This is a genomic window from Pontibacter rufus (assembly GCF_015694705.1).
GTDB lineage: Bacteria > Bacteroidota > Bacteroidia > Cytophagales > Hymenobacteraceae > Pontibacter > Pontibacter rufus.
The window spans coordinates 502,983-526,281 of record NZ_JADQDR010000001.1 but is presented as its reverse complement, the minus strand read 5'-3'; the positions used below and the strand labels follow the sequence as shown (position 1 = coordinate 526,281).

Below are 23,299 nucleotides of genomic sequence, written 5' to 3'. Positions count from 1 at the left end.
TGTGAGATGGAAAAAGTGAGTGAGAATAACAACCTTTCGGATGATAAGATATTGAAAACTAATGCTGAATTTGAACAGGAAAAAGAGAAGAAATTTGTAAATTTAATTATTGAGATTATAGTGTCAATTACATTAAGAGAATACTATGAAAAGGGCGATTAGATATTTACGCTTCAGCCAGTTAGGACAAAGTAACGGATCAATAGAAAGGCAAGAGTTATATACAGATCAATGGATAAAATTTAACGACGTTGAATTGGTAGATACTTTTATTGACCGTGGTAAAAGTGCCAGGACTTTTGACCGTCCAGATTTTATAAAGCTGCAAGAATTTATTGCCCACCATTATAAATCCGTTGATTATTTGCTTGTGGATCAGCTTGATAGATTCAGCCGTGATGCCGGGGAAGCTATGAGTATGGTAAAAAAGCTTCAGAAGAAATATAGTATCCAGGTAGTGAGTGTAACCGAAGGAATAACTTTTGATTATGAAACCCCTGGTAGTTTTTTCAGGGCAGGATTGCAACTGTTATTAGCCGAGGAGGATAATATTAATAGAAGTATTAAAGTGAAGGGTGGGATTTATACCGCAAAGGCCAAGGAAGGCCGGTTTGTGTTTAAAAACCCTCCATTCGGTTATAAAAAGGAAGGAGAACGAAAAGAGCGCCAATTAGTTGTGAATGAACCGGAAGCGAAAATCGTTAAGTTTATTTTTGATGCATATCTACGGGATGTACCTCTTTACAAGATCAAAGAGAAAGCATATGAATTAGGATTTGACAGAAAAGGCAATATGGCTATTGAAAGAGTTTTGTCTAATCCTGTCCATGCAGGGCTGTTATATGTTGAAGCATATAAAGAGTATCCAGGAGGCTTTTTCCCGGCAATACACGAACCGATAATAGATATGACCACCTGGCAAATGGTTCAGAGCAAAATGAAAAAGCCGGAGAAGATAAGGACTGTGCTTGATGATGAGATACCATTAAGAGGTATATTGAAATGCCATTGTGGTAACCCATTATCCGGTGCGCCTTCAAGGGGCAAATCCGGCAAATATTTTTACTATTACAAATGCAGGTTCTCAAAGCACAATAACATCAGTGCCATTAAAGCGCATGATCAGTTTATGGGTGCATGTGAACTAATGAGCTTAACGGAAAGTAAGGTAAAAGAAATCAGGAATGGCTGTAAGTCTGCTATCCAAATCGAGATGGAAGGCAACAAGAAAAAAATTAAGGAGAAAAGCCAACAGTTAGAGGACGTGCATGAAAAGCTGTTTTCTGTTGAGGAGAAATGGATTAAGAACGAAATAAATCGTGATACCTATGATAGGTGGTATTCTACCTATAATCACAATATAATCAATCTGAAAGGAGCCATTGAACGCCTAAGCAAAGATCAAGGTAAGGCATTTGATATTCTGAACAAACATCTTAATCTGCTCACCGATATACGTTATGTATATACTCAAGCAGATACTGTGCATAAGAGGGAATTTATAAGCATGGTGTTCGACAACAATTTATACTATCAAGATGGCATCTATCGAACACCTACAATGATGGACATGTTTTCACATAACTCCCTGTTAATGAAAGAAAAGGGTTGTCTGATTTATGAAAAAAAAAGGGATAATCTTGCGATTATCCCTCCCAGCAGAGAGTGAGGGATTCGAACCCCCGGACCTGTTACAGTCAACGGTTTTCAAGACCGCCGCGATCGACCACTCCGCCAACTCTCTGTTTCAATTCGTGTACAAAAGTATGCGCTTGCGCCGAATTATCAAAGCTATACGCCAAAATATTTATCCGGTTTTCGGCGCTTGTTTATAAGCTGTTGGTTCTGAAGCCTGTTATACTAATACTTGTGCTCACAAACGGATAACCGTTTATATTACTGATGCTGTAGTTCTCCTCTTTATTCACAAACCACTGGTGCTGCTTCGCTTTCAACTGTTTGAAGAGCGGCAAGAAATCCGGCATAGCGGTTTCGTTTTTGTCCGGGCTCGCCCAGGTACAGGTGGCGATGCTGCTTATTGTAAGATGTATCGAAGCAGATGATGGCGGCAACGCTGCCCATAATAGCTGATAACTGCACCGAAAAGTGTTTACAGTGCCGTGGTAAAATTGCTGCAGCGATGGGTTTTAGAACTGGTCCATCGTTTAAGGGAGTTGCAGTATAAACTATGATTTATCTATAAAAGAAAGCTCAGGAAGCCACTTTTACAACCTTTTCCTCTATGTTCTGGCGTACCAGGCGCTTAGTTACTGAATCTACGCTCACGTTGATCTCGAACCCAAGTATAAGGATCATACAGATAAAGTCGAGCCAGATCATCAGACCGATTAAAGCGCCGATGGAGCCATAAAATTTGTTATAACTGTCGAAGGCGCTGATATAAAGCGAAAACAGGAAGGAAACCACAAAGATAAGACCTGTTGCTACCACCGCACCTGCCGATACAAACGGCCACTTATCTTCCACGGCCGGCACATAATAATAAATAAGTGAAGTGGCCAGCAAGAACAGCAAGATTACAGCGACATACTTCAGTATGACCACCAGAGTATAAGTATAGCTCTCCGTCACGACCTCGTAGTATACCAACACATCCAGAATCCATTGCCCGAAGAAAATAGTGAACACCGCCACCAGCAGAATAGCCGCCAGGGCAAGTGTCAGAATGGTGGCGATAACGCGTTTTTTGAGGTAAGTGCGCTTGTAAAAAGTATGGTACTTTTTGTCGAAGGCATCCATCAGCGACATGATGCCGTTGGTGGAAAGTATCAGTGCAAACAGAAAACCGAACGAGAGCAGGCCGCCACGCGGCTTGTTTACGATGTCTTCGATGGTGCCGTAAGCCACAGTGTACATCTCCTTGGGCATAAAATCGGCGATGAAGTTAAGGATGCTCTGGCTCAAGTCGAGGTTGAGCACGCTGGGGATGTAGGGAATAAGCGTAAACAGGAAGATAATGGTGGGAAAGGTGGCCAGCGTAAAGTTAAAAGCCATGTGTGCCGCCCGCGTGGTAACAGAATCCAGCCGCAACTCCCCTATCAGCACATCTACCACATCGTATACCGAAGACCGGCCATTGTTAAAGCGCCACCTCTTCAGGAACACAATAAACTTGCGGTATGCGCGCCTGCGCCTCAGGTATTGCTGGTTCAGCCTCATTCGCTAAAATAGCTGTCTAACTTTTCGTGTATCAGAGCCGGTATAGCTGTCGGCCTGCCGGATTGCATGTTCACAAACACCATCGTGGTTTCACCTACATTCAGCAGCATCTGCTCCTCGTTGTATACTTCATATGCAAATAATATACGTGAGCCCGTGGGTTTATGCTTAAGTAACAGTTTGATAGTGAGTAAATCATCATACTTAGCCGGGCGGATATACCTGCATTTCAGTTCCAGCACCGGCATCATCGTGCCGGCAGCCTCCATCTCTTTATAATGTATGCCAAGGCGGCGGAATACCTCGGTACGGGCCACTTCGTAATAGGCCGCATAGTTGCCATAGTATACGTAGCCCATCTGGTCGGTTTCGGCGTAGCGCACGCGTAGCTGTACTTCTGATTCAAACATGGCTTATTTTGACAAAGGATGATTTGATAAAATACAAAAGACTAAAGGTTATACTTATTTTTCTTTTGTCCTTTGTCTAACAGTCTTTTGCCCAAGTGAGTTACTTCATTATCTTCCGCTCGTTAAGGGCGCGCTGGTAGCGGCGGGCATTATTGATGTGCTCCCGCTCGGTAGCAGCAAAGTTGTGGTAGCCGGAAAAGTCTTCTTTTGCGCAGAAGTATATATAATTATGCTCCTGCGGGTTAAGAACGGCATCAATGCTGGAGATGTTTGGTACGTTGATAGGCCCCGGCGGCAAACCTTTATACTTGTAGGTATTGTAAGGTGAGTCGAACCTGAGGTGTGAGTTAAGTACACGGCGGATGGTGAAATCGCGGACGGCAAATACCACCGTGGGGTCGGCCTGCAACAGCATGCCGCGTTTCAGCCGGTTAAGGTATACGCCGGCCACACGCGGTTTCTCATCGTTTTTAATGGTTTCGGCCTGCACAATAGAGGCCAGCGTGCTCACCTCTTTCTGCGAGAGCCCCAGTCGCTCGGCCTTGGCCTTTCGCTCCGGCGTCCAGAACTTGTCATACTCGGTTTTCATGCGCTCCATCAGTTCGGGCGCTGTAACAGTCCAGTATACTTCGTAGGTGTTTGGGATAAACATACTTACGATGGTGGTGGTATCGAAACCCAGGGAAGCCAGGTAGGCCTGGTCGTTCAGCAGGCTGTCGATAGCAGCGGCGCTGGGTTCTACCTCCGCGGCCAGTTTCTCGGCCAGCTGGCTGCGCAGCCGGATGTTGTTAAAGGTAAGCTTCACGGGCGTTTGCTCACCGGAACGCAAGGCTCCAATCAGTTGCCTGTTGGTCCAGCCATTTACCAGCTGGTAGCGGCCGGGCTTCACCGCCTTGTCATAGTCCATGAGCTTGGCCATAAAACGCATCGAGAGCTTGTCTACTACTACGCCTGATGCTTCCACAGAGTCCATGGCCTGCAGGAAAGTGGCGCCTTTCGGGATGTATACATAAGTGTCCTGGCCTTTGGTGTCTACGTTGGAGGTATACACAATCTGATAAGCATAATAGGAAAAGCTTACAAACAGGAACAGGAACAGGGAAATCAGCACGGGCCACAGAATGCTGCTCTCTTTTCTTTTTCTTCGGGTGGTTACTTGTTTAGCCATAATGCTGATAAAAGGCGCAGAAGCGGGTTATGGTTCCCTGGCCTTAGTTTTTCAGAGGGCAAAAATAACACTAATTGCTGCATTGTTAAACCATTGCATGCTTAAATTGTTGATCTGCCTGCAGGTACAGGCTGCTTTAGACACTTACAAACTTCTTTTCCGGCAAAAGCTTTCCCTGCTTACGTCATCTCCGCAACGCTTCCGGCTATAAACAAGTATGTTTAATTTATACTTCAGTTTCAACCAGGCACCAGCACAAAATAAATATTATAATCATGAGGTATAAAAGACCGCTTATGAAGTATAAACAAGAATTAAGGCCATGTGTCTGACGTATTGCTACTTACGTTCTTTTACTTGTAAGACAGTCATTTTCAAAATCCTCCAGCTATTTAGCACTTGTCATACTTTCCTTTGTCCGTTTACATAATTTACACTTTCATTTAAAAACAGGTATAAAAATGAGTAATGCAGCTTTTATACACATTCATCCCGATAATCCGCAGGAAAAGAAAATAAGAGAGGCTGTGGAGATTCTGCGCAACGGCGGCGTGATTATTTATCCTACCGATACCATTTACGGCATTGGCTGCGACATACACAACACGCGGGCGGTGGAGCGCGTGTGCCAGATAAAAGGCGTAAAAGCCGATAAGGTAAACCTTTCCTTCATCTGCTCCGACCTGACGCACATTTCCGACTATGCCAGGATTGAAACTTCGGTTTATAAAGTGATGAAGAAGGCGCTGCCGGGGCCGTTTACGTTTGTGCTGGAGGCCAGCAGCAAAGTGCCAAAGTATGCAGGCAGCAAAAAGAAAACCGTCGGCATACGCGTGCCTGACAATAACATTGTGCTGGCGCTGGTGCGGGAGCTGGGCAATCCCATTCTCTCTACCTCTATCCGCGACGACGACGAGGTGATTGAGTATAGCACCGATCCCGAACTCATTTATGAAAAGTATAAGCACCTGGTAGATGCCGTAATTGATGCCGGTTATGGCAACAACGTAGCCTCCACAGTAGTGGATACCGCCAACAACTTTGAAGTGCTGCGCGAAGGCGCCGGCGATATTGAGCAGTACCTTTGATTAATTCCGGGTTCCGAGTTATTCTTCAACATGGAACCCGGAACTCGCCGCTTCACGGCGATGTTTCCAGCGTTTGTGCGTCCAGAGGTAATTGGCGGGAGCGCGGCGGATGGCGGCTTCCAGTTTCCGGGCAAAGGATTCTGTAATAAAATGTTCGTTCGCGGCAGTTGCGTCCACAGGTGGCGAGCCATCAGAAATCAGTTCGAAAGTTAAAGTATAATGCCCCCGGCTGGTGCGTTTCGTATCAAGGAAAAGCACGGGACAGCCAAACCGCTTTGCGAGTTTTTCAGCGCCTTCATAAAAAGGCGTATCCTGGTGCATAAACTGCGTCCAGAAGGTGATCTCGTGGCGCATGGGCGTTTGGTCCGACAGCATGGCTACTACGCGGGGCACCTGGCGTTTTGCGGCAAAATCGCGCAGGGTATCTTTCATTTTGATAAGCCTTGCGCCCAGGCGGCTGCGCGTTTCCAGCATAAAAGCTTCGAAAAAAGGGTTGTTCAGCGGTTTGTAAATACCTTCTGCCGGGAAACCGAACTGAACGGCCCCGGCCGAGAGCACCCATTCCCAGTTACAGGAGTGCGACCCCATGGTGATAACGGTCTTGCCCTGCCGCACAAAATCATCCAGCAGTTCCTGGTTTGCGAAAACAATGCGGCGGCGCATCTCGTCCCTGTGCATGGTGCGGAGCTTCAGTATTTCTACCACCACATCCATAAACTGCCGGTAAAAATCCCTGGCCACCTGCTGTCTCTCCTGCTCGTCCATTTCCGGGAATGCTTTGCGCAGGTTAAGCAGCACGACCTGTTTGCGGTACCTGATTACATAGTATACCAGCACGTACAAGAAGTCTGACAGTACATAAAGCACCGGAAGCGGCAGCAAAGAAAGGCCTTTCAGTAGGTACCAGAGCGGATAGTACTGCGGCGGTATGTTTATACTTTTATTCATCCGGAACAAATCAGCCGTAAAGGTATGATCTATTGGAATTAAAAATTACGAATTATGAAGTAGAAATCAGGCAGGTATCGTAGCACCGCCAACACACGTGACTGATAACCTAACTCAGAACAAGCACCCAAAACAACAAAGTATTCGGGAAGGCTTTTCACCTCTAAATAATTTCGATTAATTAGCAAAGGGAACGTCCGTAGTTACGGCACCCGAAAGCAAGGCGACAACCATTTATAACTTCTAACTTTTAATCCCTGATTTGATCCTCCTTACCGAAACACAATATAACCCGCCGGTGCAGTATTTCTGGCACGCCTTTCGCTCAGATAGTTTGTTGCTGGAGGCTCGGGAAAATTATATCAAACAGAGCTACCGCAACCGCTGCCATATACTTACAGCGCAGGGCGTACAGGCATTGAGCGTGCCTATACTTCGGGGTGGCAGCCGTCACAAAACCCGCATCACAGAAATAGAAATAGACTACAGCCAGAAGTGGTGCAACGTGCACTGGCGTACCTTGCAGGCAGCCTATGGCCGCGCGCCATACTTCGAGTTTTACAGCGACTATATCCGGGCGGTGTATGACCGGCAGCCAAAATTTTTATTTGACCTGAACGTGGATTTGTTGCGGCTTTATCTTAAATTACTAAAACTTGACAAGCCGCTCAACTTTACGGACGATTACCGGGCCGGATACTCTGATGCTGTGCTGGATCTACGAAACAGCATCCATCCTAAAATCTATCCTGACAATTTGCACGTAAAGCCCTACAAACAAGTGTTTGGCAAACATTTTGCACCAGAGCTAAGTATAATTGACTTGTTGTTTACGCAGGGGCCCGCATCGGTATCATACTTACAGTAAAGGCCAGTCCAATGCTGAACATTTATGCGGTAAAACTTGTTTAAATACAGGAAATACAGGCATCTTCTGTAAGCCTCAGCCAGTTATCAAATTCAGATTTTATTTAGAACAATATAAGTATACATGGAAGCTAAATTCTCAAACCGAGTGAAAGAGGTTATATCGCTCAGCCGTGAGGAAGCTATCCGTCTTGGTCATGATTACATTGGTACCGAACACCTGGTGCTGGGCATGATACGGGAAGGAGAAGGTACCGCCATAGCCCTGCTCAAAAAGCTCGGCGTTTCGATAGATGAGTTAAAGTACGCTTTAGAACAGGCTACCCGAAATACAGCTTCGCAAAGCAGCAACATTACCGGCAGTATCCCGCTTACCAAACAAACCGAAAAGGTGCTCAAAATTACCTACTTAGAGGCCAAAATCTTTAAGAGTGATATTATTGGCACTGAGCACCTCTTATTATCCATCCTGCGGGATGAAGACAATATTTCTTCACAAATCTTAGCGAAATTTAACGTGAACTACGAAGCTATAAGAGACTCCCTGGATTATCACAGCAATAATCCACTGGCCTCGTCAGACACAGATGATTCTGACGATTCAGACAAATTATTCGGCAGTTCGTCGCGTTCCGGCAGCAGCGCCGCTAAAAAAGGCGGTGAAAAATCACGCACTCCGGTGCTCGATAATTTTGGCCGCGACCTGACCAAACTAGCCGAAGAAGACAAACTGGACCCGATTGTGGGCCGTGAAAAAGAGATTGAACGTGTGGCGCAGGTACTGAGCCGACGCAAAAAAAACAACCCTATACTTATAGGTGAGCCTGGGGTAGGTAAAACAGCCATTGCCGAAGGCCTGGCCCTGCGCATTATCCAGAAAAAAGTAAGTCGCGTGCTCTTTAACAAGCGCGTGGTTACGCTGGATCTGGCATCTTTAGTGGCCGGCACCAAGTATAGAGGCCAGTTTGAAGAGCGTATGAAGGCCGTGATGAACGAGTTGGAAAAGTCTCCGGACGTTATCCTGTTCATTGACGAGCTGCACACGATTGTAGGTGCAGGTGGCGCTTCCGGCTCTTTGGATGCCTCCAACATGTTTAAGCCGGCGCTTGCCCGCGGCGAAATACAATGCATCGGCGCTACTACCCTGGACGAATACCGCCAGTACATCGAGAAAGACGGCGCCTTGGCCCGTCGTTTCCAGATTGTGATGGTAGACCCGACTACGCCGGAGGAAACCGTGGAAATCCTGAACAACATCAAAGACAAGTACCAGGACCACCACCACGTAAACTATACCGATAAGGCCATTGAGGCTTGTGTGAAGCTGAGCGACCGCTACATGAGCGACCGTTTCCTGCCAGACAAAGCCATTGACGTGCTGGATGAGGCAGGTGCACGCGTGCACATCAACAACATTATTGTGCCGGAAGATATTCTGAAGCTGGAAGAGCAGATTGAGAACATCAAGGTTGAGAAAAACCGGGTAGTAAAGAGCCAGAAGTACGAGGAAGCTGCGCAGTTACGGGATAAGGAGAAAAAACTTCTTGATCAGCTGGAGCAGGCTAAAAAGAACTGGGAAGAAGAAACCAAGAAAAAGCGCTATACGGTAAAAGAGGAAAATGTGGCAGAAGTTATTGCCATGATGACAGGTATACCGGTGAAGCGTATTGCCCAGAAAGAGGGCGTAAAACTCCTGAACATGGGCGAAGAGCTCAGAGGCAAAGTAATTGGTCAGGACAAGGCCATTGGCCAACTGGTAAAAGCCATACAGCGCACGCGTGTAGGCCTGAAAGATCCGAAAAAGCCAATCGGCTCCTTCGTGTTCCTCGGCCCGACAGGTGTGGGTAAAACCGAGCTTGCCAAAGTACTGGCTACCTACCTGTTCGATAAGGAAGATTCGCTGGTGCGCATCGATATGAGCGAGTACATGGAGAAATTCAGCGTATCGCGCCTGGTAGGAGCGCCTCCGGGATATGTGGGTTACGAAGAAGGTGGCCAGCTGACGGAGAAAATCCGACGCAAGCCATACTCTGTGGTGTTGCTCGACGAGATTGAGAAAGCGCACCCGGACGTGTATAACCTGCTGCTGCAGGTGCTCGACGATGGTATTCTGACGGACGGACTGGGCCGCAAGGTAGACTTCCGTAACACCATTATCATCATGACCTCCAACATTGGTGCCCGTGACCTGCAGGACTTTGGTGCCGGTATAGGCTTTATGTCTAAATCCAAGCAGGAGAACGTGGATGATGTGATGCAAAGTACGATTGCCAGTGCGCTGAAGAAAACATTCTCACCGGAGTTCCTGAACCGTCTGGACGATGTGATTGTGTTTAATTCGCTTGGCCGTGAAGACATGCACAAGATTATTGAGCTGTCGCTGAGTAAGCTGTTCACGCGCGTAGAAGCGCTTGGCTATACTATCGAACTAACCGATAAAGCCAAGGACTATGTGGCCGAGAAAGGATACGATCCGAAGTATGGCGCCCGCCCGCTGAACCGTGCTATCCAGAAGTATATCGAAGATCCGATTGCCGAGGAAATTCTGAAAGCGGAAGTGAACCAGGGAGACACCATTCTGGTAGATCACAAGGAAGGCGAAGAAAAGCTGACTTTTACGTCGAAGAAGAGCAACAGCAAAAAAGCAAAGGGAGCTTCTGACGAAGAGGAAACTGAGCCAACTAAATCCACAGACAAAACACAGGAATAAAGTATAAATTAAAGTTAAAGCAAAGGCTATCCAAATTGGATAGCCTTTTTTTATTCTACCCTTATGCCGTTTATCTATCTTGCTGTCCCTTAGCTACCATCAGATCTAAAAAAGCCACAAGTATACCCGAAATCGGTGCAGAATTTCTAAATTTGAGAATTAATGATTTATTAACACTTAATACGCTATCCCCTATTTAAATGCCAGGAGAAATCAGACAAGGCCAGATACAGACACTGAACCGCAAAAATGCTGAAGCATTGCTGGGCGGCGGCGAAGATCGGATAAAAGCACAGCACAAAAAGGGCAAACTTACCGCACGTGAGCGCATCAGCCTGTTGATGGATGAAGGCTCGTTTGAAGAAACCGGTAAATTTGTGATGCACCGCTCCAAAGATTTCGGCCTCGACAAGCAATATTATTTAGGCGATGGCGTGGTGACGGGCTACGGCATAATTAATGGCCGGCTGGTATACGTCTTTTCGCAGGACTTTACGGTGCTGGGCGGTTCGCTTTCTGAGACGCACGCCGAAAAGATTGTGAAAATTATGGAGCTGGCCATGAAAAACGGCGCTCCCGTTATCGGCCTCAACGACTCTGGCGGCGCCCGCATACAAGAGGGCGTGGTATCGCTGGGAGGTTATGCTGATATCTTTTACCGCAACACACTGGCTTCGGGCGTTGTACCGCAAATCTCAGCTATTATGGGGCCCTGCGCAGGCGGCGCAGTGTACTCACCGGCTATCACCGATTTTATCCTGATGGTGCAGGATACCTCCTACATGTTTGTAACCGGCCCTAACGTGGTAAAAACAGTAACACACGAGGAGGTAACTTCTGAAGAGCTTGGTGGCGCAAGCACCCACAGCACCAAAAGCGGCGTAACACATTTCTCCTGCGCCAACGAGGTAGAGTGCATCTCCAATATCAAAACACTGCTCAGCTACATTCCGCAGAATTGCGAAGAGTTACCGCCTTTCCTTCCCTATGAGTCCGGGGGTGACGAAGCGCGCGCCATACTTGATACCATTTTACCGGAAAACCCGAACCAGCCTTACGATATCCGAGAGGTGATTGAAGGGATTATTGACACAGATTCTTTCTTTGAAGTACATAAAAATTTTGGAGAGAACATTGTCGTAGGCTTTGCCCGAATAGCTGGCCGCAGCATCGGCATTGTAGGCAACCAACCTGCCGTGCTGGCTGGTGTATTAGATATTAACGCCAGTACCAAAGCTGCCCGCTTTGTGCGCTTCTGTGATAGTTTTAACGTACCGCTGCTGGTATTGGAAGACGTGCCGGGCTTTCTGCCGGGCACCGACCAGGAGTGGCGCGGCATCATCACCAATGGCGCTAAGCTGCTGTTTGCCTTCTGTGAAGCAACCGTTCCGCGCATTACTGTTATTACCCGCAAAGCTTACGGCGGCGCTTACGACGTCATGAACTCCAAGCACATTGGCGCAGATATGAATTTTGCCTGGCCCTCAGCAGAGATTGCCGTGATGGGCGCACAGGGTGCTGCCGAGATTATCTTTAAGCGTGAAATTGCTGCCGCTGACGATCCGGAAGCCAAACTGGCCGAAAAAGTACAGGAGTACAGAGAGAAGTTTGCCACCCCTTACCGCGCCGCACACCGTGGTTTTATTGATGAGGTGATAATGCCATCTGAAACAAGGGCAAAACTAATTAAAGCGTTTAAGATGCTGGAAAACAAAGCCGTACAGCTGCCACGTAAGAAGCATGGCAACATTCCGCTTTAATCAAATTATAAATTCAAAATTAGAAATTAGAAATGCATCGTATGTACATACCGGTTCAAAATCTACTTTCTGACTATTTCTAATTTTTAATTATATCAACTATGAGACAAGAATCCTTCGATTTCCTTCAAAAATACCTGAATAACTCCTCTCCGACCGGCTTTGAGGCAGAAGGCCAGAAACTATGGCTCACTTACGTAAAACCTTACGTCGACGATTATTTTGTAGATACTTATGGCACTGTGGTCGGCGTTATCAACCCGGAGGCGAAGTATAAAGTGGTAATCGAAGCGCATGCTGATGAAATCTCCTGGTTCGTGAACTACATCACCCCCGAAGGTTACATTTACCTGAAACGCAACGGCGGCTCCGATGCCCTCATTGCGCCATCCAAGCGGGTGAATATTTATACATCCAAAGGTATTGTAAAAGCGGTTTTCGGCTGGCCGGCCATACATGTGCGCAAGACTGAAAACGACAAAGCGCCAAACATGGAAACCATTTTCCTGGACTGCGGCGGCAGCAACCGCGAAGAAGTAGAGGAAATGGGCGTACACGTAGGCTGCGTAGCTACTTTTGAAGATGAATTTACCGTACTGAACGACAAATTCTATGTTGGCCGCGCCCTCGACAACCGTATCGGCGGCTTTATGATAGCTGAAGTGGCACGCCTGCTGAAAGAAAACAACAACCAGCTGCCTTTTGGCTTATACATAGTAAACGCAGTGCAGGAAGAAATAGGCCTGCGCGGCGCCGAGATGATCGCCCACCGCATTAACCCCGATGTAGCCATCATCACCGACGTAACGCACGACACACAGTCGCCGATGTATGAGAAAAAACTGAGCGGCGACATTCATTGCGGCAAAGGCCCGGTGATTGCTTATGGGCCGGCTGTGCAGAACAACGTGCGCGACCTCATCATCAATACGGCCAAAGAAAAGGATATTCCGTTCCAGCGCTCTGCTGTTTCGCGGGCCACCGGCACCGATACCGATGCCTTTGCTTACTCCAGTTCGGGCGTGGCCGCTGCCCTTATTTCACTTCCACTCAAATACATGCACACTACTGTAGAAACAGTACACAAAGACGATGTGGAGAATGTGATTAAAATGATTTACGAAACAATACTAAAGATTCAGGACGGGCAGGATTTCCGCTATCTGAGCTAAGATTTATACTTTATGGTAAACCCGGCAGACTTAAAAACCTGCCGGGTTTTTAATTTTACAAGCTTATGATTTTTACTGACCAGATGGGCCAGCAGCTTACAATGCCTTACTTGCCGCAACGCATTGTATCACTCGTGCCTTCACAAACGGAGTTGCTGTTTGATTTAGGCCTGGCTGATCGCATCGTGGGTGTTACCAAATTCTGCATTCACCCGGCAGCCGCCATCAAGTATAAAACCATTATTGGCGGCACCAAGAATTTCCACTTCGATAAAATTGATGCCCTGCAACCTGATTTGATTATCGGCAACAGGGAAGAGAACTACAAAGAAGGGATTGAAGCTTTGCAGCGCAAGTATAAAGTATGGATGAGCGATATTTATACTTTGGAAGATGCGCTGGACATGATGCAGCAGGTGGGGCAGCTGGCAGGCACCAGGGCAAAGGCGCAGAAACTTGCACAAAGTATAAACACAAGTTTTAAGGAGTTAGAGCCGCTTCAGCCAGGTATTAAAACCGCTTACTTTATCTGGCGAAAACCATACATGATCGCAGGCAGTCATAACATTATCAACCATATGCTGCAACGCTGCGGCTTTAGCAATGCATTTGCCGATCTGCCACGTTATCCTGAGATTACAACGGAACAACTGCAAAAGGCTAATCCGCAGCTTATATTTTTATCTTCGGAGCCGTATCCGTTTAAAGAAAAACATATTGCTGAGTTTCAGAAGCTATGTCCGCAGGCGCTGGTAAAAGTAGTTGACGGGGAAATGTTCAGTTGGTACGGCAGCCGGTTGCTGCACGCACCGGCGTATTTGCAGCAGTTGGTATACGAAGTGGAGAAGCTGTTTTACCTTTAATTATAGCACCCTTTTGAGCAGAAGTTTTGCCCTGTCGGCAGCTGTCTTAAAATATAAAGCCTCCTGTTGCACCTGAGCTGCACTTTTATTCAGCACTTCCCACCTATTCATCGGATTATCCAGCGCCGATAGTTTAATTATTCTTTGTATCCGCAGTTTCTGACTGCTACTTAAGCCGGACAGGTTTTGCTCTTCCAGCTGATTTAATAGCTGATGCCGGAAATCCTTCTGCTCAATTGCCTCCTCGTCTACAAGGCGTAGTATAGCGGCAAGCGCTTCATCCTCAAACTGGGAATATAAAGCTATGCTTATGAGCTGTTCAGTTGAAGGTAGAGGCAATCTGATAAGCTGTACATAGCCTCCGCCCTGACTTCCGGACATAGTATGATACTTCATCCAAAATGCACCGGTAGCATTATGCTTATAAACCGCAGCCCAGCCCCCTGCAGCCAATTCTACCAACTCCATTTCCCGAAGCAGCTCTTCTATTTTAGCCCCATCGCCATACAGGTGCCGCTCAGCCATCTACGCTTGGTTCACCACAAACCCCACTTTCTCCAAATCTTCCCAGAACCGGGGGTAGGATTTACGGACGACGCTGGGTCCCTGAATATGCACGGGCTCCAGCAAGGCAAGTGGCGCAAAAGCCATGGCCATGCGGTGGTCCTGGTACGTGCGGAACGAAAGTTCCTTTTTGGCAAGGATACCCGGTTCTAAGCGGAATACGCCCGGCGTAATCTCCTGCAACGAGGCGCCGGTTTCCAGCACTTCAATCTGCAGCGCCTGGATGCGGTCTGTTTCTTTGATGCGCAGGCTTTCCAGGCCTGTCATCTCCAGCGTAACGCCAAGTGCTGCACAAAGTGCAACAACCGTCTGGGCCAGATCAGGGCAGTCCGAGAAGTCTAAAGCTACTTGTTTTTCGTGGTGCTTTTTGGTTAGTTGTACGCCTTGCGCGGTAAACGAAGTATACACACCCAGTTTATACATAATGTCCACAATGGCGCGGTCGCCCTGAAAAGACTGCTCTTTTAGACCCAGCAGCGTAATCTCCGCCTCTTTTGCCAAAGCCACCAGGCTATACCAGTAACTCGCTGCCGACCAGTCTGACTCTACCATGAAACGGGCAGCTTTATATGGCTGATGCGGCACAGTAATGGTATTCTCTGTAAAATCAGCCGACACGCCAAAATGATGCATCAGCGAAAGCGTCATTTCAATGTATGGCCGTGAGCCAATCTTGCCTTCCAGCTCCAGTTCCAATCCTTCCGGCAGCAGCGGCCCTACCATCAGCAGGGCAGAAATGTACTGGCTGCTGATGTCGCTGCGTATCTTCAGGTGCTTATTTCCATTGCCACTGAAACCGTTTATTTTCATAGGCGGATATCCTTCCTCACCCAGATAATCTATACTTGCTCCCAGCGTACGCAGCGCCTCAACCAGCACCTTTATGGGCCGTTGGCACATGCGTGGCGTACCGGTCAGTATTTTTTGCTGGCCTGTTACAGCATAATAAGCAGTCAGAAAGCGCATTACCGTACCGGCATCTTCGGCATCAATCGTTTCTTCACGGCTCTTCAGCAGGCGCTGCAGCAGTTGCGTATCGTTGGCTTCCGATAAGTTCTCCAATTCAGCCTGTTCTCCTGATAGCGCCGCAATAATGAGCGCGCGGTTGGCCTCACTTTTAGAAGCTGGCAACTTTATACTTCCTTTCAGAATGTTGTTGGGGTGACTAAGGGTAATGCTTTGGCTCATAGTGACGTATAGTAATGCAATGATTCCCGGATCTCCTGCAATGTAACAGGCTGGTCGTAAACGGCTTTCCCGATGCCGTTCAGCAAGGTACAGTTAATGGTGGCGTTTGTATTTTTTTTATCCTGTAAGGCCAGCTGTGCTATACTTTGGATGTCTGCCCCTGCCAGCGAAATTTTCTCATAAATTGAAATCAGGAAAGTTTCTATCTTTTCCAGTTCTTCCTGCGTCAGCAACTTATGTTTTACTGACAGCCAGGCCTCGCAAAGCATACCTATAGCAATGGCTTCGCCGTGCAGCAATGCCCGGCCTGGCTGCTCCAGCAGGTAGCTTTCTATAGCGTGCCCTACGGTATGGCCAAAGTTCAGCACTTTGCGGTAACCGCCTTCCAGCGGATCGGCCTCCACTACCCGGGCTTTTATACTTACTGATTGCCGGATAATTTCTTCCCAATTTTCTACAAACAGGCCAACGTAGCGTTGTTCTTCAAAAGCTGGCCCATCAGCAATCAGCCAATGCTTGATAATTTCGGCATAACCGGATTTAATTTGCCGGGGCGGAAGCGTCTGCAAAAAGGCTGGATCAATAAAAACCGCCTGCGGCTCCTGGTATACCCCGATGTGATTTTTGAGCCCATGAAAATCTATGCCGGTTTTGCCGCCTACACTGGCATCTACCTGCGCCAGCAGCGTGGTAGGCACCTGCACAAAGTATAAACCGCGCTTAAACACAGCCGCACAGAAACCGCCCATGTCGCCGATTACGCCGCCACCCAGGTTCACGAGCACCGACCAGCGATCCAGGTGCAGTTCCGTCATGCGTTGCCAGATATGCTCGCAGGTTTGCAGCGTTTTATGCTCTTCGCCGCTTTTTACCTGAATAAGTTCGTGGGCCGGCAAGTATGGCTTTATAGCGGGGTAACAATGCACCAGGGTATTTTCATCTGCCAGCACCGCTACTTTGCTGAAAGCCCGGTTTTGCAGCAGCGTTGTTAGTTCCTGCAATACACTGTCGCCAATATGTATGGTTTCTGTCATTCTGCGTCAGAGAGTTAAGTAAATGTGCTAATTCATTAATGTGCCAATATGTTAATTACCAAAATATTATACATAAATCGTATATATTTAACTGGGCCCGGCTATTTAAAAAGTTAAAGAGTTGAGGCCTGTATGTTTCAAACATAACAATCAGCAATTAACCATTTAGCAATTCAGCACTACAACAACTTACCCGGCTTAAACATCATGCCCGGTAAGCCTTGTGGCAAATATAACCAAATAAAAAAGTAAAGCACGAAGCATTGCCCATAATCCGGCACAGCCGCCTTCCGGGCTTAAACCAGTAGTACAACTATCCGGAAGTATGATGTTGAAATGGGCCTGATGCGCTATCTTTGCAGGGAAATTTATACTTCATGAGCCCCGTTACCAACGTATCTTTTGATAATACAGCCACTGCATTTGCTTCCAAGTCAAATGCTGAGCTTTATAAGATGTACCTGCTGTTTAAAGCAATGAACAGCAACGCGCTTGTTAAAATTGGCGGCGGTTTGCTGAATACCGCGCTTCATTTACACCTGCCGGTTAAATTTATTGTGAAGCCTACTATTTTCCGGCATTTCTGCGGCGGCGAAAACCTGCACGAGGTTGAAAGGGCGATACAGGAACTAGGCGACTATAACATTGGCGCCATCCTGGATTACTCGGTAGAAGGCGAAGGCAACGAGAAAAGCTTCGACGCCACACGCGACGAGATCCTCAGAACCATAGAAAAAGCACGTAACAACCCGCACATCCCGTTTTCGGTGTTTAAAGTTACCGGATTGGTGGATACCGGTCTGCTGGAGAAAGTACAGGCACGCCAGGAACTGACAGCCGATGAACGCGGCGCTTTTGAGCGGGGCCGCGACCGTGTAAACGCTATTTGCCAGCGCTGCTACGAAGCCGGTGTGCGTGTTTTTGTGGATGCCGAGGAAAGCTGGTTTCAGGAAACAGTAGACAACCTGACGTACGAGATGATGGCGCTTTACAACAAAGAAAGAGCCATTGTATACAACACTTACCAACTCTACCGCCTCGACAGGCTGGATGTAATTAAGCGTGATTATGCGCAGGCGGTGGCTGGCGGCTATATATTAGGTGCCAAACCGGTACGGGGCGCCTACATGGAAAAGGAGCGTAAACGCGCACAGGAGCAAGGCTATCAAAGCCCCATTAACCCGACCAAACAGGCATCTGATGATTTGTATAATGCAGCGCTTGCATTTTGTGTGGCGCACATCAACCATATTTCTTTCTGTGCCGGTACACACAACGAGGCAAGCTGCTCACTGTTGATGGAACTGATGCAGGAGCATCATATTGCTCCGGATGATGAGCGCGTATACTTTGCCCAGCTTTATGGCATGAGTGATAACCTGTCGTACAACCTGGCCAAAGCGGGTTATAATGTAGCCAAGTATGTGCCTTATGGTCCGGTAGATGCTGTGATGCCTTACCTGCTGCGCCGCGCCAACGAGAACACAGCCATAGCCGGGCAAAGCAGCCGGGAGCTTGTGCTCATTCAGAAGGAAATAGCACGCCGCCGACGCGAAAAAAGTAGCTGAAACTGCTAAGAAGAGAAGTCACCCCATCAGGCCGGTTTACTGTTTCAGGCTCAGGTAAGCTTTATTGTAATAGCGGTAAAAAGCAGCGGGCTCCGCACTAATGCACGGAGCCCGCTGTAAATTTAGAACTAGAAGCTTAATGCCTTCGTTCCGTTATAATTACTCAACTACAGTAGCAGAGTCAACCGCAACAGTTGTATCAGCTGGCATGGTAGCATCCATGTCAGCATCAGCTGGAGTAGCCTCCTCTAAAGTAGCGTCAGTAGCTTCTTCAGTAGTTTCAACGCCTTCAGTTTCAGTAGCAGCTCCTTGGTCGCCACAAGCAGTGAAAGCAGTAAGAGCAAAAGCAACGAAAGCGAATTTAAATAGATTTTTCATTTTGTGTTTTGTGATTAAGTGTTTGGTTTCGATTTTCACTTCATACAGGAACACAGCTTTAGGTAACCCGCCTTTTCAGAAAAAATAAAAAATAATTTTTATTGGGTTACAAACAGCAGAAACAGGTATAAATATTGAACGGAATGAAGAAACGTTTGTATGAGACGGATGAAGCGATTGTGGAGGGTATCCGGAATGATGAAGATGCTGCCCTGGCGCAACTGTACAGGCTTTACTTTCCGGTGATCTCTTACTTTATTCTGAGCAACAGTGGAACTGATGACGAGGCAAAAGACATTTACCAGGAAGCTGTCATCGTTTTTTACGAGAAAATTAAAGCGGGCCGGCTGGAGCTGAGCTGCCAGATTAAAACATACCTCTACTCGGTGTGCCGCCGGCTCTGGCTGAAGCGCCTGGCTGAAAAAGGGCGCTTTGCCAGCAAACTGGATGACTCGGAGAATTTTGTAAGTGTAGAGGAAGACATCCCCTATCACGAAGAACAGGAACACCAGTTTAACGTGATGACAGAAGCCCTGGAACAGGTTGGCGAACCTTGCCGGAGTTTACTTGAAGATTTTTACATCCGCCTGCAGAACATGCAGGATATTACAGATAAGTTTGGCTATGTAAATACGGACACCGCCAAAAACCAGAAGTATAAATGCCTGCAGCGCCTGAAAAAGCTGTTTTTTTCTACCTATAAGCCCGAGGTGTAACAGGGCTGCTCAACAGTCTGGCTTCGGTGAGGCCTTGGAGAAGATTACGATGTTAGAATACCGTGCTTACGAACAAATAGAGCGTTACCTCAACGGCAACATGGCTCCCGAGGAGCAGGCATCTTTCGAAGCCCTGCTCCATAATGATGCGCGCCTGAACAGGCAGGTGCTTGAACACAGGCAGCTGCTGCAGACACTGCAGAAATACGGCCAGCGCCAGTTGCTCAAAAATAAGCTTAACCGCCTGCATGCGGACATGCAATCCGAAACTGTGCCTGCAACGCGTGAGACAGCTACAGCCGGCTGGCGCGTGTTCATTAACCAACATGCCCAAACAATGGCCGTGGCAGCAAGCGTTTCACTGCTCTCGATATTTGGCACCCTCTGGAGTGTGCAGCAACTGAAAGCGCCTGTGCAGCAGCAGACAGTTCGCTATGTGGAGCTTCGCCGGGAAGTTGAACGTTTAAAGAAAGCACAGACAGAAATTATCAATGGTATCAACGACGCCTCCAAGCCGGCAACTCCCCGTTCTGCCACTTTCAGCGGTACAGGTTTTGCCATCAGCGCCGACGGCTATCTGGTAACCAACTCGCATGTGATAGAAGGCGGCGACTCTATTTACATTGAAAACAAATCCGGTCTAAAGTATAAAGTCAATGAAATATACCGCGATCAAATCCATGATCTTTCCATCCTGAAAATAGAAGACCCCTCTTTTTCTGGCTTCGGCAAACTGCCCTATACTTTTAAAACAGCAGAGTCTGACTTGGGCGAACATGTATACACGCTGGGTTATCCGCGCGAGGATATTGTGTTTGGCGAGGGTTCCCTCAGTTCTACCTCCGGGTTTGAAGGCGATACTACTTCCTATCAAATCTCTATTCCGCTGAACCCCGGCAATAGCGGCGGCCCGCTGTTTGACGACAAAGGCAATCTTATCGGCGTTATCAGCGGCAAGCAGGCAGGCCAGGAGGGAGCAGCCTTTGCTATCAAGTCGGCTTACCTGATGCAGATGGTAGAGGAACTGCCGGAAACTACTTCGCTGGCGCCTATGTCGTTGCCAAAAAACAATACCTTAGCGGGTAATCCGAGGCCACAGCAGCTTAAGAAGCTAAAAGACTACGTTTTTGTAGTAAAGGTCTATAATTAATAAGCGAACGGCCTTTTTTTATTAGCGAACGTAAAGAAAATTTTTCTCTATGCCTGCTTTTATGCCCTTCCTGTCTCAACAATTTCTCATAAACAAGAGTTAAATAAGTAGGTATGCTTGTGCATACAACGTTTAACTTAATTGAACTAAAGCTATGAGAAAGAACATTTTTAAAACTTTTACTGCCTTAGCAGTTTCAACATTTTTACTGGCCGGATGTGCTGGTTCTGAAAGCATGAATGATGCCGCCGCAACTGATGACAATACATTAGATGTGGCTGCCGTTGCATCAGTTCCTGTAGCAGTAATTCCTATCGCATCTCTGTCTTTAGAGAACCCTGTTCCGGTTGGCGAAATGTTTGAAGACATCGACAATACAGAACAGTACGACGCACTTACCCTGATAAAAAAGAGCCCTAACCTGTCCACCTTTGCAACACTGGTTGACCTGGCAGATATGGAGTCTGATTTGGAGCGTATAGATGGTTTTACCCTTTTTGCACCAACAAATGAGGCTTTTGCCAAGGTGCCTAAAGAGAAACTTGAAATGTTGCTCAATCCGGAAAATAAAGCCAGTCTGATGCGGGTAATACAGGCGCACGTACTTCCCTCTAAAGTGCCTTCTATGCAGTTTAACACTTCCCAGCAGATCGCGCTTTCAGAAGATCGCCATATTCCTGTAGACGTAAGTATGGGCGGCACAATGGTTACCATAGGCGGCGCAACCATCGTGAAAGGTGATATAGAAGCATCTGACGGCATAATACATGTTGTTGACGGTGTAATCGTTCCCAGCGAAGATGCCGTTAAGGATGAGTTTGGCATCTATTAATATCTCCCGTTGAGATGAAAGTTAAACCCTCTTTAGCAATAAAAGAGGGTTTTTATTTTCATAACCCGGCAGGTATGCAGCAATAAAACCGCTTTACAACACCAAAACTATACTATGAAAAAGAAACTAATTACCCCGCTGGCAGCTATGGCAACAATGGCCATGACACTGTTTGGGTGTGCCAGCACCACAGATACAACAGACGATGCTGCCGCTATGGATGCATCGCAGGCTACAGATCAGCCTATGGCATCAGGTAGCGATACAAGCGTACAGCCTGGCCTGACGGACGGTGTAGCTGCTGATAACGCCAATGCCTCTTACTACGACATGTTTGAGGATATAGACAACACCGAGCAATATACTATCCTGGACCTGGCCCGGAAAAACGAGCACCTTTCTACATTTGTAAAGCTCGTAGAAGCAGCCAACCTGACAACTGCTTTTAATGCAGCAGGCCCCTTAACCGTGCTTATGCCCACCAACGAAGCTTTTGAGGAATTGTCCAGAGAACAGTATAACTACCTCATAGATCCGACAAACCAGATTGCCCTGGCTAAAGTTATCCAGGCACACATCATCCCCTCCAGAGTGCTGTCATCTCAGTTTAATACAACACAACGCCTGGAAACTGCAGAAGGCCAATACGTGGATGTTAGTGTTGATAATGTAGGTAGCCTTGTTACAGTAGGAGGTGCCACCATTGTTAAACCCGATGTAATAGCTTCAAACGGCATTATACAAGTGGTTAACAATGTAATTATACCAGAAGATGTTGAGGTAAACGACAAGTAAAGTATGATATTATAAACAGTAAGCCCCTCTCAACCGAGGGGCTTACTGTTTATAGCGCAGAGACAAAAAATGCACAGGTAGCTTTTAAGCCCGGGGTGCGTATGAATAACTAATAAAGAGCATATAAACCTAAAACGGATGAGAAACAAGATAACAACAATATGCATGGCAGCCACAGCGGCGGTGCTGCTGGGCTGTGCCAGTGTAAGCGACAGCACAGATGTGGTAAACAGCAGTGCTGAAACAGAGGCGACCGAAACAGGCGTAGCAGCAACAACCGACAGTGCAGCAGTTGATGATACCACAACGATGGATACCAACATGACTGCCGATAACGAAGATGAGACTGTATCAGCCGACAACCCTGTTGGAAAGGCACGGAACATTTTTGCACTTATCCAGAGCAATCCTGATCTCTCCACGCTCACAAAGCTTGTACGCGCGGCCGACATGGTAACGATACTGGACAGCCCTGCTGAATATACTCTGTTTGCCCCTACCGATGAAGCTTTTGCTGCATTACCGGAAGGTACGGTAGAGACCCTGATGCTGGGTGATAACAAGCTGGAACTTACCCGCATTCTGCAGGCACATGTGCTACCTAATCGCGTAATGTCTTATGAGCTGAAGGACAACATGCAAATGCAAACTGCCCAGGGCGATGAAGTAGTGGTACAGGTAGATGACAGGGGCTTTGTGGTAGGCGGCGCCCAGATTGTCACACCCGATATAAAAGCATCGAACGGCGTTGTGCACATTATTAACAAGGTACTGCTCCCTCCGCAGGAATAACCCAAGCTTTGGGTTGCCTGAAATAGCTAAACAACAGCATAGGCGCACATCAGCTCCAGGCCGGAACCGCCTGCCGTAACCATACCTTGCTGTTGCCGTTAGTATACCTATAACGC

Annotated in this window: 23 protein-coding genes and 1 tRNA gene; 14 read left to right on the top strand and 10 right to left on the bottom strand. The window is 47.3% G+C overall.

Annotated elements, in window-relative coordinates; all coding sequences use genetic code 11:
- The first annotated feature begins 6 nt into the window (after positions 1 to 6).
- Positions 7 to 162: a hypothetical protein gene (locus I2I11_RS02345; RefSeq protein WP_196266041.1), complete on the top strand. Its 156-nt coding sequence runs from the start codon at positions 7 to 9 to the stop codon at positions 160 to 162.
- Positions 146 to 1,669: a recombinase family protein gene (locus I2I11_RS02340; RefSeq protein ID WP_196266040.1), complete on the top strand. Its 1,524-nt coding sequence runs from the start codon at positions 146 to 148 to the stop codon at positions 1,667 to 1,669. Before I2I11_RS02345 ends, I2I11_RS02340 begins: the two co-directional genes overlap by 17 nt.
- Here the strand turns inward: I2I11_RS02340 and I2I11_RS02335 are convergent.
- The 5 genes from I2I11_RS02335 to mltG form a co-directional block, all read right to left on the bottom strand.
- Positions 1,660 to 1,744: transfer RNA gene (locus tag I2I11_RS02335), tRNA-Ser, on the bottom strand. The two genes, I2I11_RS02340 and I2I11_RS02335, sit on opposite strands and share 10 nt — an antisense overlap.
- An 85-nt stretch (positions 1,745 to 1,829) precedes the next feature.
- Positions 1,830 to 1,985: a hypothetical protein gene (locus tag I2I11_RS02330; RefSeq protein WP_196266039.1), complete on the bottom strand. Its 156-nt coding sequence runs from the start codon at positions 1,983 to 1,985 to the stop codon at positions 1,830 to 1,832.
- A gap of 226 nt (positions 1,986 to 2,211) precedes the next feature.
- Positions 2,212 to 3,180 carry a YihY/virulence factor BrkB family protein gene (locus tag I2I11_RS02325; protein WP_196266038.1) on the bottom strand — a complete coding sequence of 323 codons (969 nt, stop codon included), beginning with the start codon at positions 3,178 to 3,180 and terminating at the stop codon, positions 2,212 to 2,214.
- Positions 3,177 to 3,590: an acyl-CoA thioesterase gene (locus I2I11_RS02320; RefSeq protein ID WP_196266037.1), complete on the bottom strand. Its 414-nt coding sequence runs from the start codon at positions 3,588 to 3,590 to the stop codon at positions 3,177 to 3,179. Before I2I11_RS02320 ends, I2I11_RS02325 begins: the two co-directional genes overlap by 4 nt.
- Positions 3,591 to 3,690: 100 nt before the next feature.
- Positions 3,691 to 4,758, bottom strand: a complete 1,068-nt coding sequence (gene mltG, locus I2I11_RS02315) for an endolytic transglycosylase MltG (RefSeq protein ID WP_196266036.1) — start codon at positions 4,756 to 4,758, stop codon at positions 3,691 to 3,693.
- A gap of 461 nt (positions 4,759 to 5,219) precedes the next feature.
- Between mltG and I2I11_RS02310 the strand changes: the two genes are divergently transcribed.
- Positions 5,220 to 5,846, top strand: a complete 627-nt coding sequence (locus tag I2I11_RS02310) for an L-threonylcarbamoyladenylate synthase (RefSeq protein WP_196266035.1) — start codon at positions 5,220 to 5,222, stop codon at positions 5,844 to 5,846.
- An 18-nt stretch (positions 5,847 to 5,864) separates the two neighbouring features.
- On the opposite strand, the gene I2I11_RS02305 is transcribed toward I2I11_RS02310, so the two are convergent.
- Positions 5,865 to 6,794, bottom strand: coding sequence for a lysophospholipid acyltransferase family protein (locus I2I11_RS02305; protein WP_196266034.1), 930 nt, complete (start codon positions 6,792 to 6,794; stop codon positions 5,865 to 5,867).
- A 262-nt stretch (positions 6,795 to 7,056) separates the two neighbouring features.
- On the opposite strand from I2I11_RS02305, the gene I2I11_RS02300 reads away from it, so the two are divergent.
- The 5 genes from I2I11_RS02300 (at position 7,057) to I2I11_RS02280 (ending at position 14,166) form a co-directional block, all read left to right on the top strand.
- Positions 7,057 to 7,662 (top strand): WbqC family protein, encoded by a 606-nt coding sequence (locus tag I2I11_RS02300; RefSeq protein WP_230679836.1) that lies wholly within the window; start codon positions 7,057 to 7,059, stop codon positions 7,660 to 7,662.
- 123 nt (positions 7,663 to 7,785) lie between these two features.
- A complete protein-coding gene (locus I2I11_RS02295; RefSeq protein ID WP_196266033.1) occupies positions 7,786 to 10,371 on the top strand; it encodes an ATP-dependent Clp protease ATP-binding subunit in 2,586 nt (861 codons plus the stop codon).
- Between the two features lie 200 nt (positions 10,372 to 10,571).
- The gene (locus I2I11_RS02290) at positions 10,572 to 12,131 is read left to right on the top strand and encodes an acyl-CoA carboxylase subunit beta (RefSeq protein ID WP_196266032.1); all 1,560 of its coding nucleotides are present in this window, start codon (positions 10,572 to 10,574) and stop codon (positions 12,129 to 12,131) included.
- Positions 12,132 to 12,232: 101 nt separating this feature from the next.
- Positions 12,233 to 13,303 (top strand): M42 family metallopeptidase, encoded by a 1,071-nt coding sequence (locus I2I11_RS02285; protein ID WP_196266031.1) that lies wholly within the window; start codon positions 12,233 to 12,235, stop codon positions 13,301 to 13,303.
- Positions 13,304 to 13,368: 65 nt separating this feature from the next.
- On the top strand, positions 13,369 to 14,166 hold the full coding sequence (locus I2I11_RS02280; protein WP_230679835.1) for an ABC transporter substrate-binding protein: 798 nt from the start codon (positions 13,369 to 13,371) through the stop codon (positions 14,164 to 14,166).
- Here I2I11_RS02280 and I2I11_RS02275 read toward each other — a convergent pair whose 3' ends face one another.
- The 3 genes from I2I11_RS02275 to aroB are packed head-to-tail and all read right to left on the bottom strand — an operon-like array spanning position 14,167 to position 16,952.
- Positions 14,167 to 14,691 carry a hypothetical protein gene (locus I2I11_RS02275; RefSeq protein ID WP_196266030.1) on the bottom strand — a complete coding sequence of 175 codons (525 nt, stop codon included), beginning with the start codon at positions 14,689 to 14,691 and terminating at the stop codon, positions 14,167 to 14,169.
- Positions 14,692 to 15,918: a 3-phosphoshikimate 1-carboxyvinyltransferase gene (locus tag I2I11_RS02270; protein WP_196266029.1), complete on the bottom strand. Its 1,227-nt coding sequence runs from the start codon at positions 15,916 to 15,918 to the stop codon at positions 14,692 to 14,694.
- Positions 15,915 to 16,952, bottom strand: coding sequence for a 3-dehydroquinate synthase (aroB, locus tag I2I11_RS02265; protein ID WP_196266028.1), 1,038 nt, complete (start codon positions 16,950 to 16,952; stop codon positions 15,915 to 15,917). Before aroB ends, I2I11_RS02270 begins: the two co-directional genes overlap by 4 nt.
- Before the next feature lie 377 nt (positions 16,953 to 17,329).
- Here aroB and I2I11_RS02260 point away from each other — a divergent pair, with 377 nt between their 5' ends.
- The gene (locus I2I11_RS02260; RefSeq protein WP_196266027.1) at positions 17,330 to 18,520 is read left to right on the top strand and encodes a proline dehydrogenase family protein; all 1,191 of its coding nucleotides are present in this window, start codon (positions 17,330 to 17,332) and stop codon (positions 18,518 to 18,520) included.
- A 159-nt stretch (positions 18,521 to 18,679) separates the two neighbouring features.
- Here I2I11_RS02260 and I2I11_RS02255 read toward each other — a convergent pair whose 3' ends face one another.
- Complete coding sequence (locus I2I11_RS02255; protein ID WP_196266026.1) at positions 18,680 to 18,898, bottom strand: hypothetical protein; 219 nt, start codon at positions 18,896 to 18,898, stop codon at positions 18,680 to 18,682.
- Between the two features lie 143 nt (positions 18,899 to 19,041).
- On the opposite strand from I2I11_RS02255, the gene I2I11_RS02250 reads away from it, so the two are divergent.
- From I2I11_RS02250 to I2I11_RS02230, 5 genes are all read left to right on the top strand, one after another.
- Positions 19,042 to 19,614: an RNA polymerase sigma factor gene (locus tag I2I11_RS02250; protein WP_196266025.1), complete on the top strand. Its 573-nt coding sequence runs from the start codon at positions 19,042 to 19,044 to the stop codon at positions 19,612 to 19,614.
- Positions 19,615 to 19,663: 49 nt separating this feature from the next.
- Positions 19,664 to 20,764 (top strand): trypsin-like peptidase domain-containing protein, encoded by a 1,101-nt coding sequence (locus I2I11_RS02245; protein WP_196266024.1) that lies wholly within the window; start codon positions 19,664 to 19,666, stop codon positions 20,762 to 20,764.
- Positions 20,765 to 20,918: 154 nt separating this feature from the next.
- Entirely contained in the window at positions 20,919 to 21,596 is a 678-nt protein-coding gene (locus tag I2I11_RS02240; protein WP_196266023.1) for a fasciclin domain-containing protein, read from the top strand.
- A 114-nt stretch (positions 21,597 to 21,710) separates the two neighbouring features.
- The gene (locus I2I11_RS02235; protein WP_196266022.1) at positions 21,711 to 22,391 is read left to right on the top strand and encodes a fasciclin domain-containing protein; all 681 of its coding nucleotides are present in this window, start codon (positions 21,711 to 21,713) and stop codon (positions 22,389 to 22,391) included.
- Positions 22,392 to 22,529: 138 nt separating this feature from the next.
- A complete protein-coding gene (locus I2I11_RS02230; protein WP_196266021.1) occupies positions 22,530 to 23,183 on the top strand; it encodes a fasciclin domain-containing protein in 654 nt (217 codons plus the stop codon).
- The last annotated feature ends 116 nt before the right edge of the window (positions 23,184 to 23,299 follow it).

Bases quoted from the DNA above. Each gene is read 5' to 3' on its own strand.
- I2I11_RS02345 (WP_196266041.1), top strand. From the start codon at position 7: ATGGAAAAAGTGAGTGAGAATAACAACCTTTCGGATGATAAGATATTG.
- I2I11_RS02340 (WP_196266040.1), top strand. From the start codon at position 146: ATGAAAAGGGCGATTAGATATTTACGCTTCAGCCAGTTAGGACAAAGT.
- I2I11_RS02330 (WP_196266039.1), bottom strand. From the start codon at position 1,985: ATGCCGGATTTCTTGCCGCTCTTCAAACAGTTGAAAGCGAAGCAGCAC.
- I2I11_RS02325 (WP_196266038.1), bottom strand. From the start codon at position 3,180: ATGAGGCTGAACCAGCAATACCTGAGGCGCAGGCGCGCATACCGCAAG.
- I2I11_RS02320 (WP_196266037.1), bottom strand. From the start codon at position 3,590: ATGTTTGAATCAGAAGTACAGCTACGCGTGCGCTACGCCGAAACCGAC.
- mltG (WP_196266036.1), bottom strand. From the start codon at position 4,758: ATGGCTAAACAAGTAACCACCCGAAGAAAAAGAAAAGAGAGCAGCATT.
- I2I11_RS02310 (WP_196266035.1), top strand. From the start codon at position 5,220: ATGAGTAATGCAGCTTTTATACACATTCATCCCGATAATCCGCAGGAA.
- I2I11_RS02305 (WP_196266034.1), bottom strand. From the start codon at position 6,794: ATGAATAAAAGTATAAACATACCGCCGCAGTACTATCCGCTCTGGTAC.
- I2I11_RS02295 (WP_196266033.1), top strand. From the start codon at position 7,786: ATGGAAGCTAAATTCTCAAACCGAGTGAAAGAGGTTATATCGCTCAGC.
- I2I11_RS02290 (WP_196266032.1), top strand. From the start codon at position 10,572: ATGCCAGGAGAAATCAGACAAGGCCAGATACAGACACTGAACCGCAAA.
- I2I11_RS02285 (WP_196266031.1), top strand. From the start codon at position 12,233: ATGAGACAAGAATCCTTCGATTTCCTTCAAAAATACCTGAATAACTCC.
- I2I11_RS02280 (WP_230679835.1), top strand. From the start codon at position 13,369: ATGATTTTTACTGACCAGATGGGCCAGCAGCTTACAATGCCTTACTTG.
- I2I11_RS02275 (WP_196266030.1), bottom strand. From the start codon at position 14,691: ATGGCTGAGCGGCACCTGTATGGCGATGGGGCTAAAATAGAAGAGCTG.
- I2I11_RS02270 (WP_196266029.1), bottom strand. From the start codon at position 15,918: ATGAGCCAAAGCATTACCCTTAGTCACCCCAACAACATTCTGAAAGGA.
- aroB (WP_196266028.1), bottom strand. From the start codon at position 16,952: ATGACAGAAACCATACATATTGGCGACAGTGTATTGCAGGAACTAACA.
- I2I11_RS02260 (WP_196266027.1), top strand. From the start codon at position 17,330: ATGAGCCCCGTTACCAACGTATCTTTTGATAATACAGCCACTGCATTT.
- I2I11_RS02255 (WP_196266026.1), bottom strand. From the start codon at position 18,898: ATGAAAAATCTATTTAAATTCGCTTTCGTTGCTTTTGCTCTTACTGCT.
- I2I11_RS02250 (WP_196266025.1), top strand. From the start codon at position 19,042: ATGAAGAAACGTTTGTATGAGACGGATGAAGCGATTGTGGAGGGTATC.
- I2I11_RS02245 (WP_196266024.1), top strand. From the start codon at position 19,664: ATGTTAGAATACCGTGCTTACGAACAAATAGAGCGTTACCTCAACGGC.
- I2I11_RS02240 (WP_196266023.1), top strand. From the start codon at position 20,919: ATGAGAAAGAACATTTTTAAAACTTTTACTGCCTTAGCAGTTTCAACA.
- I2I11_RS02235 (WP_196266022.1), top strand. From the start codon at position 21,711: ATGAAAAAGAAACTAATTACCCCGCTGGCAGCTATGGCAACAATGGCC.
- I2I11_RS02230 (WP_196266021.1), top strand. From the start codon at position 22,530: ATGAGAAACAAGATAACAACAATATGCATGGCAGCCACAGCGGCGGTG.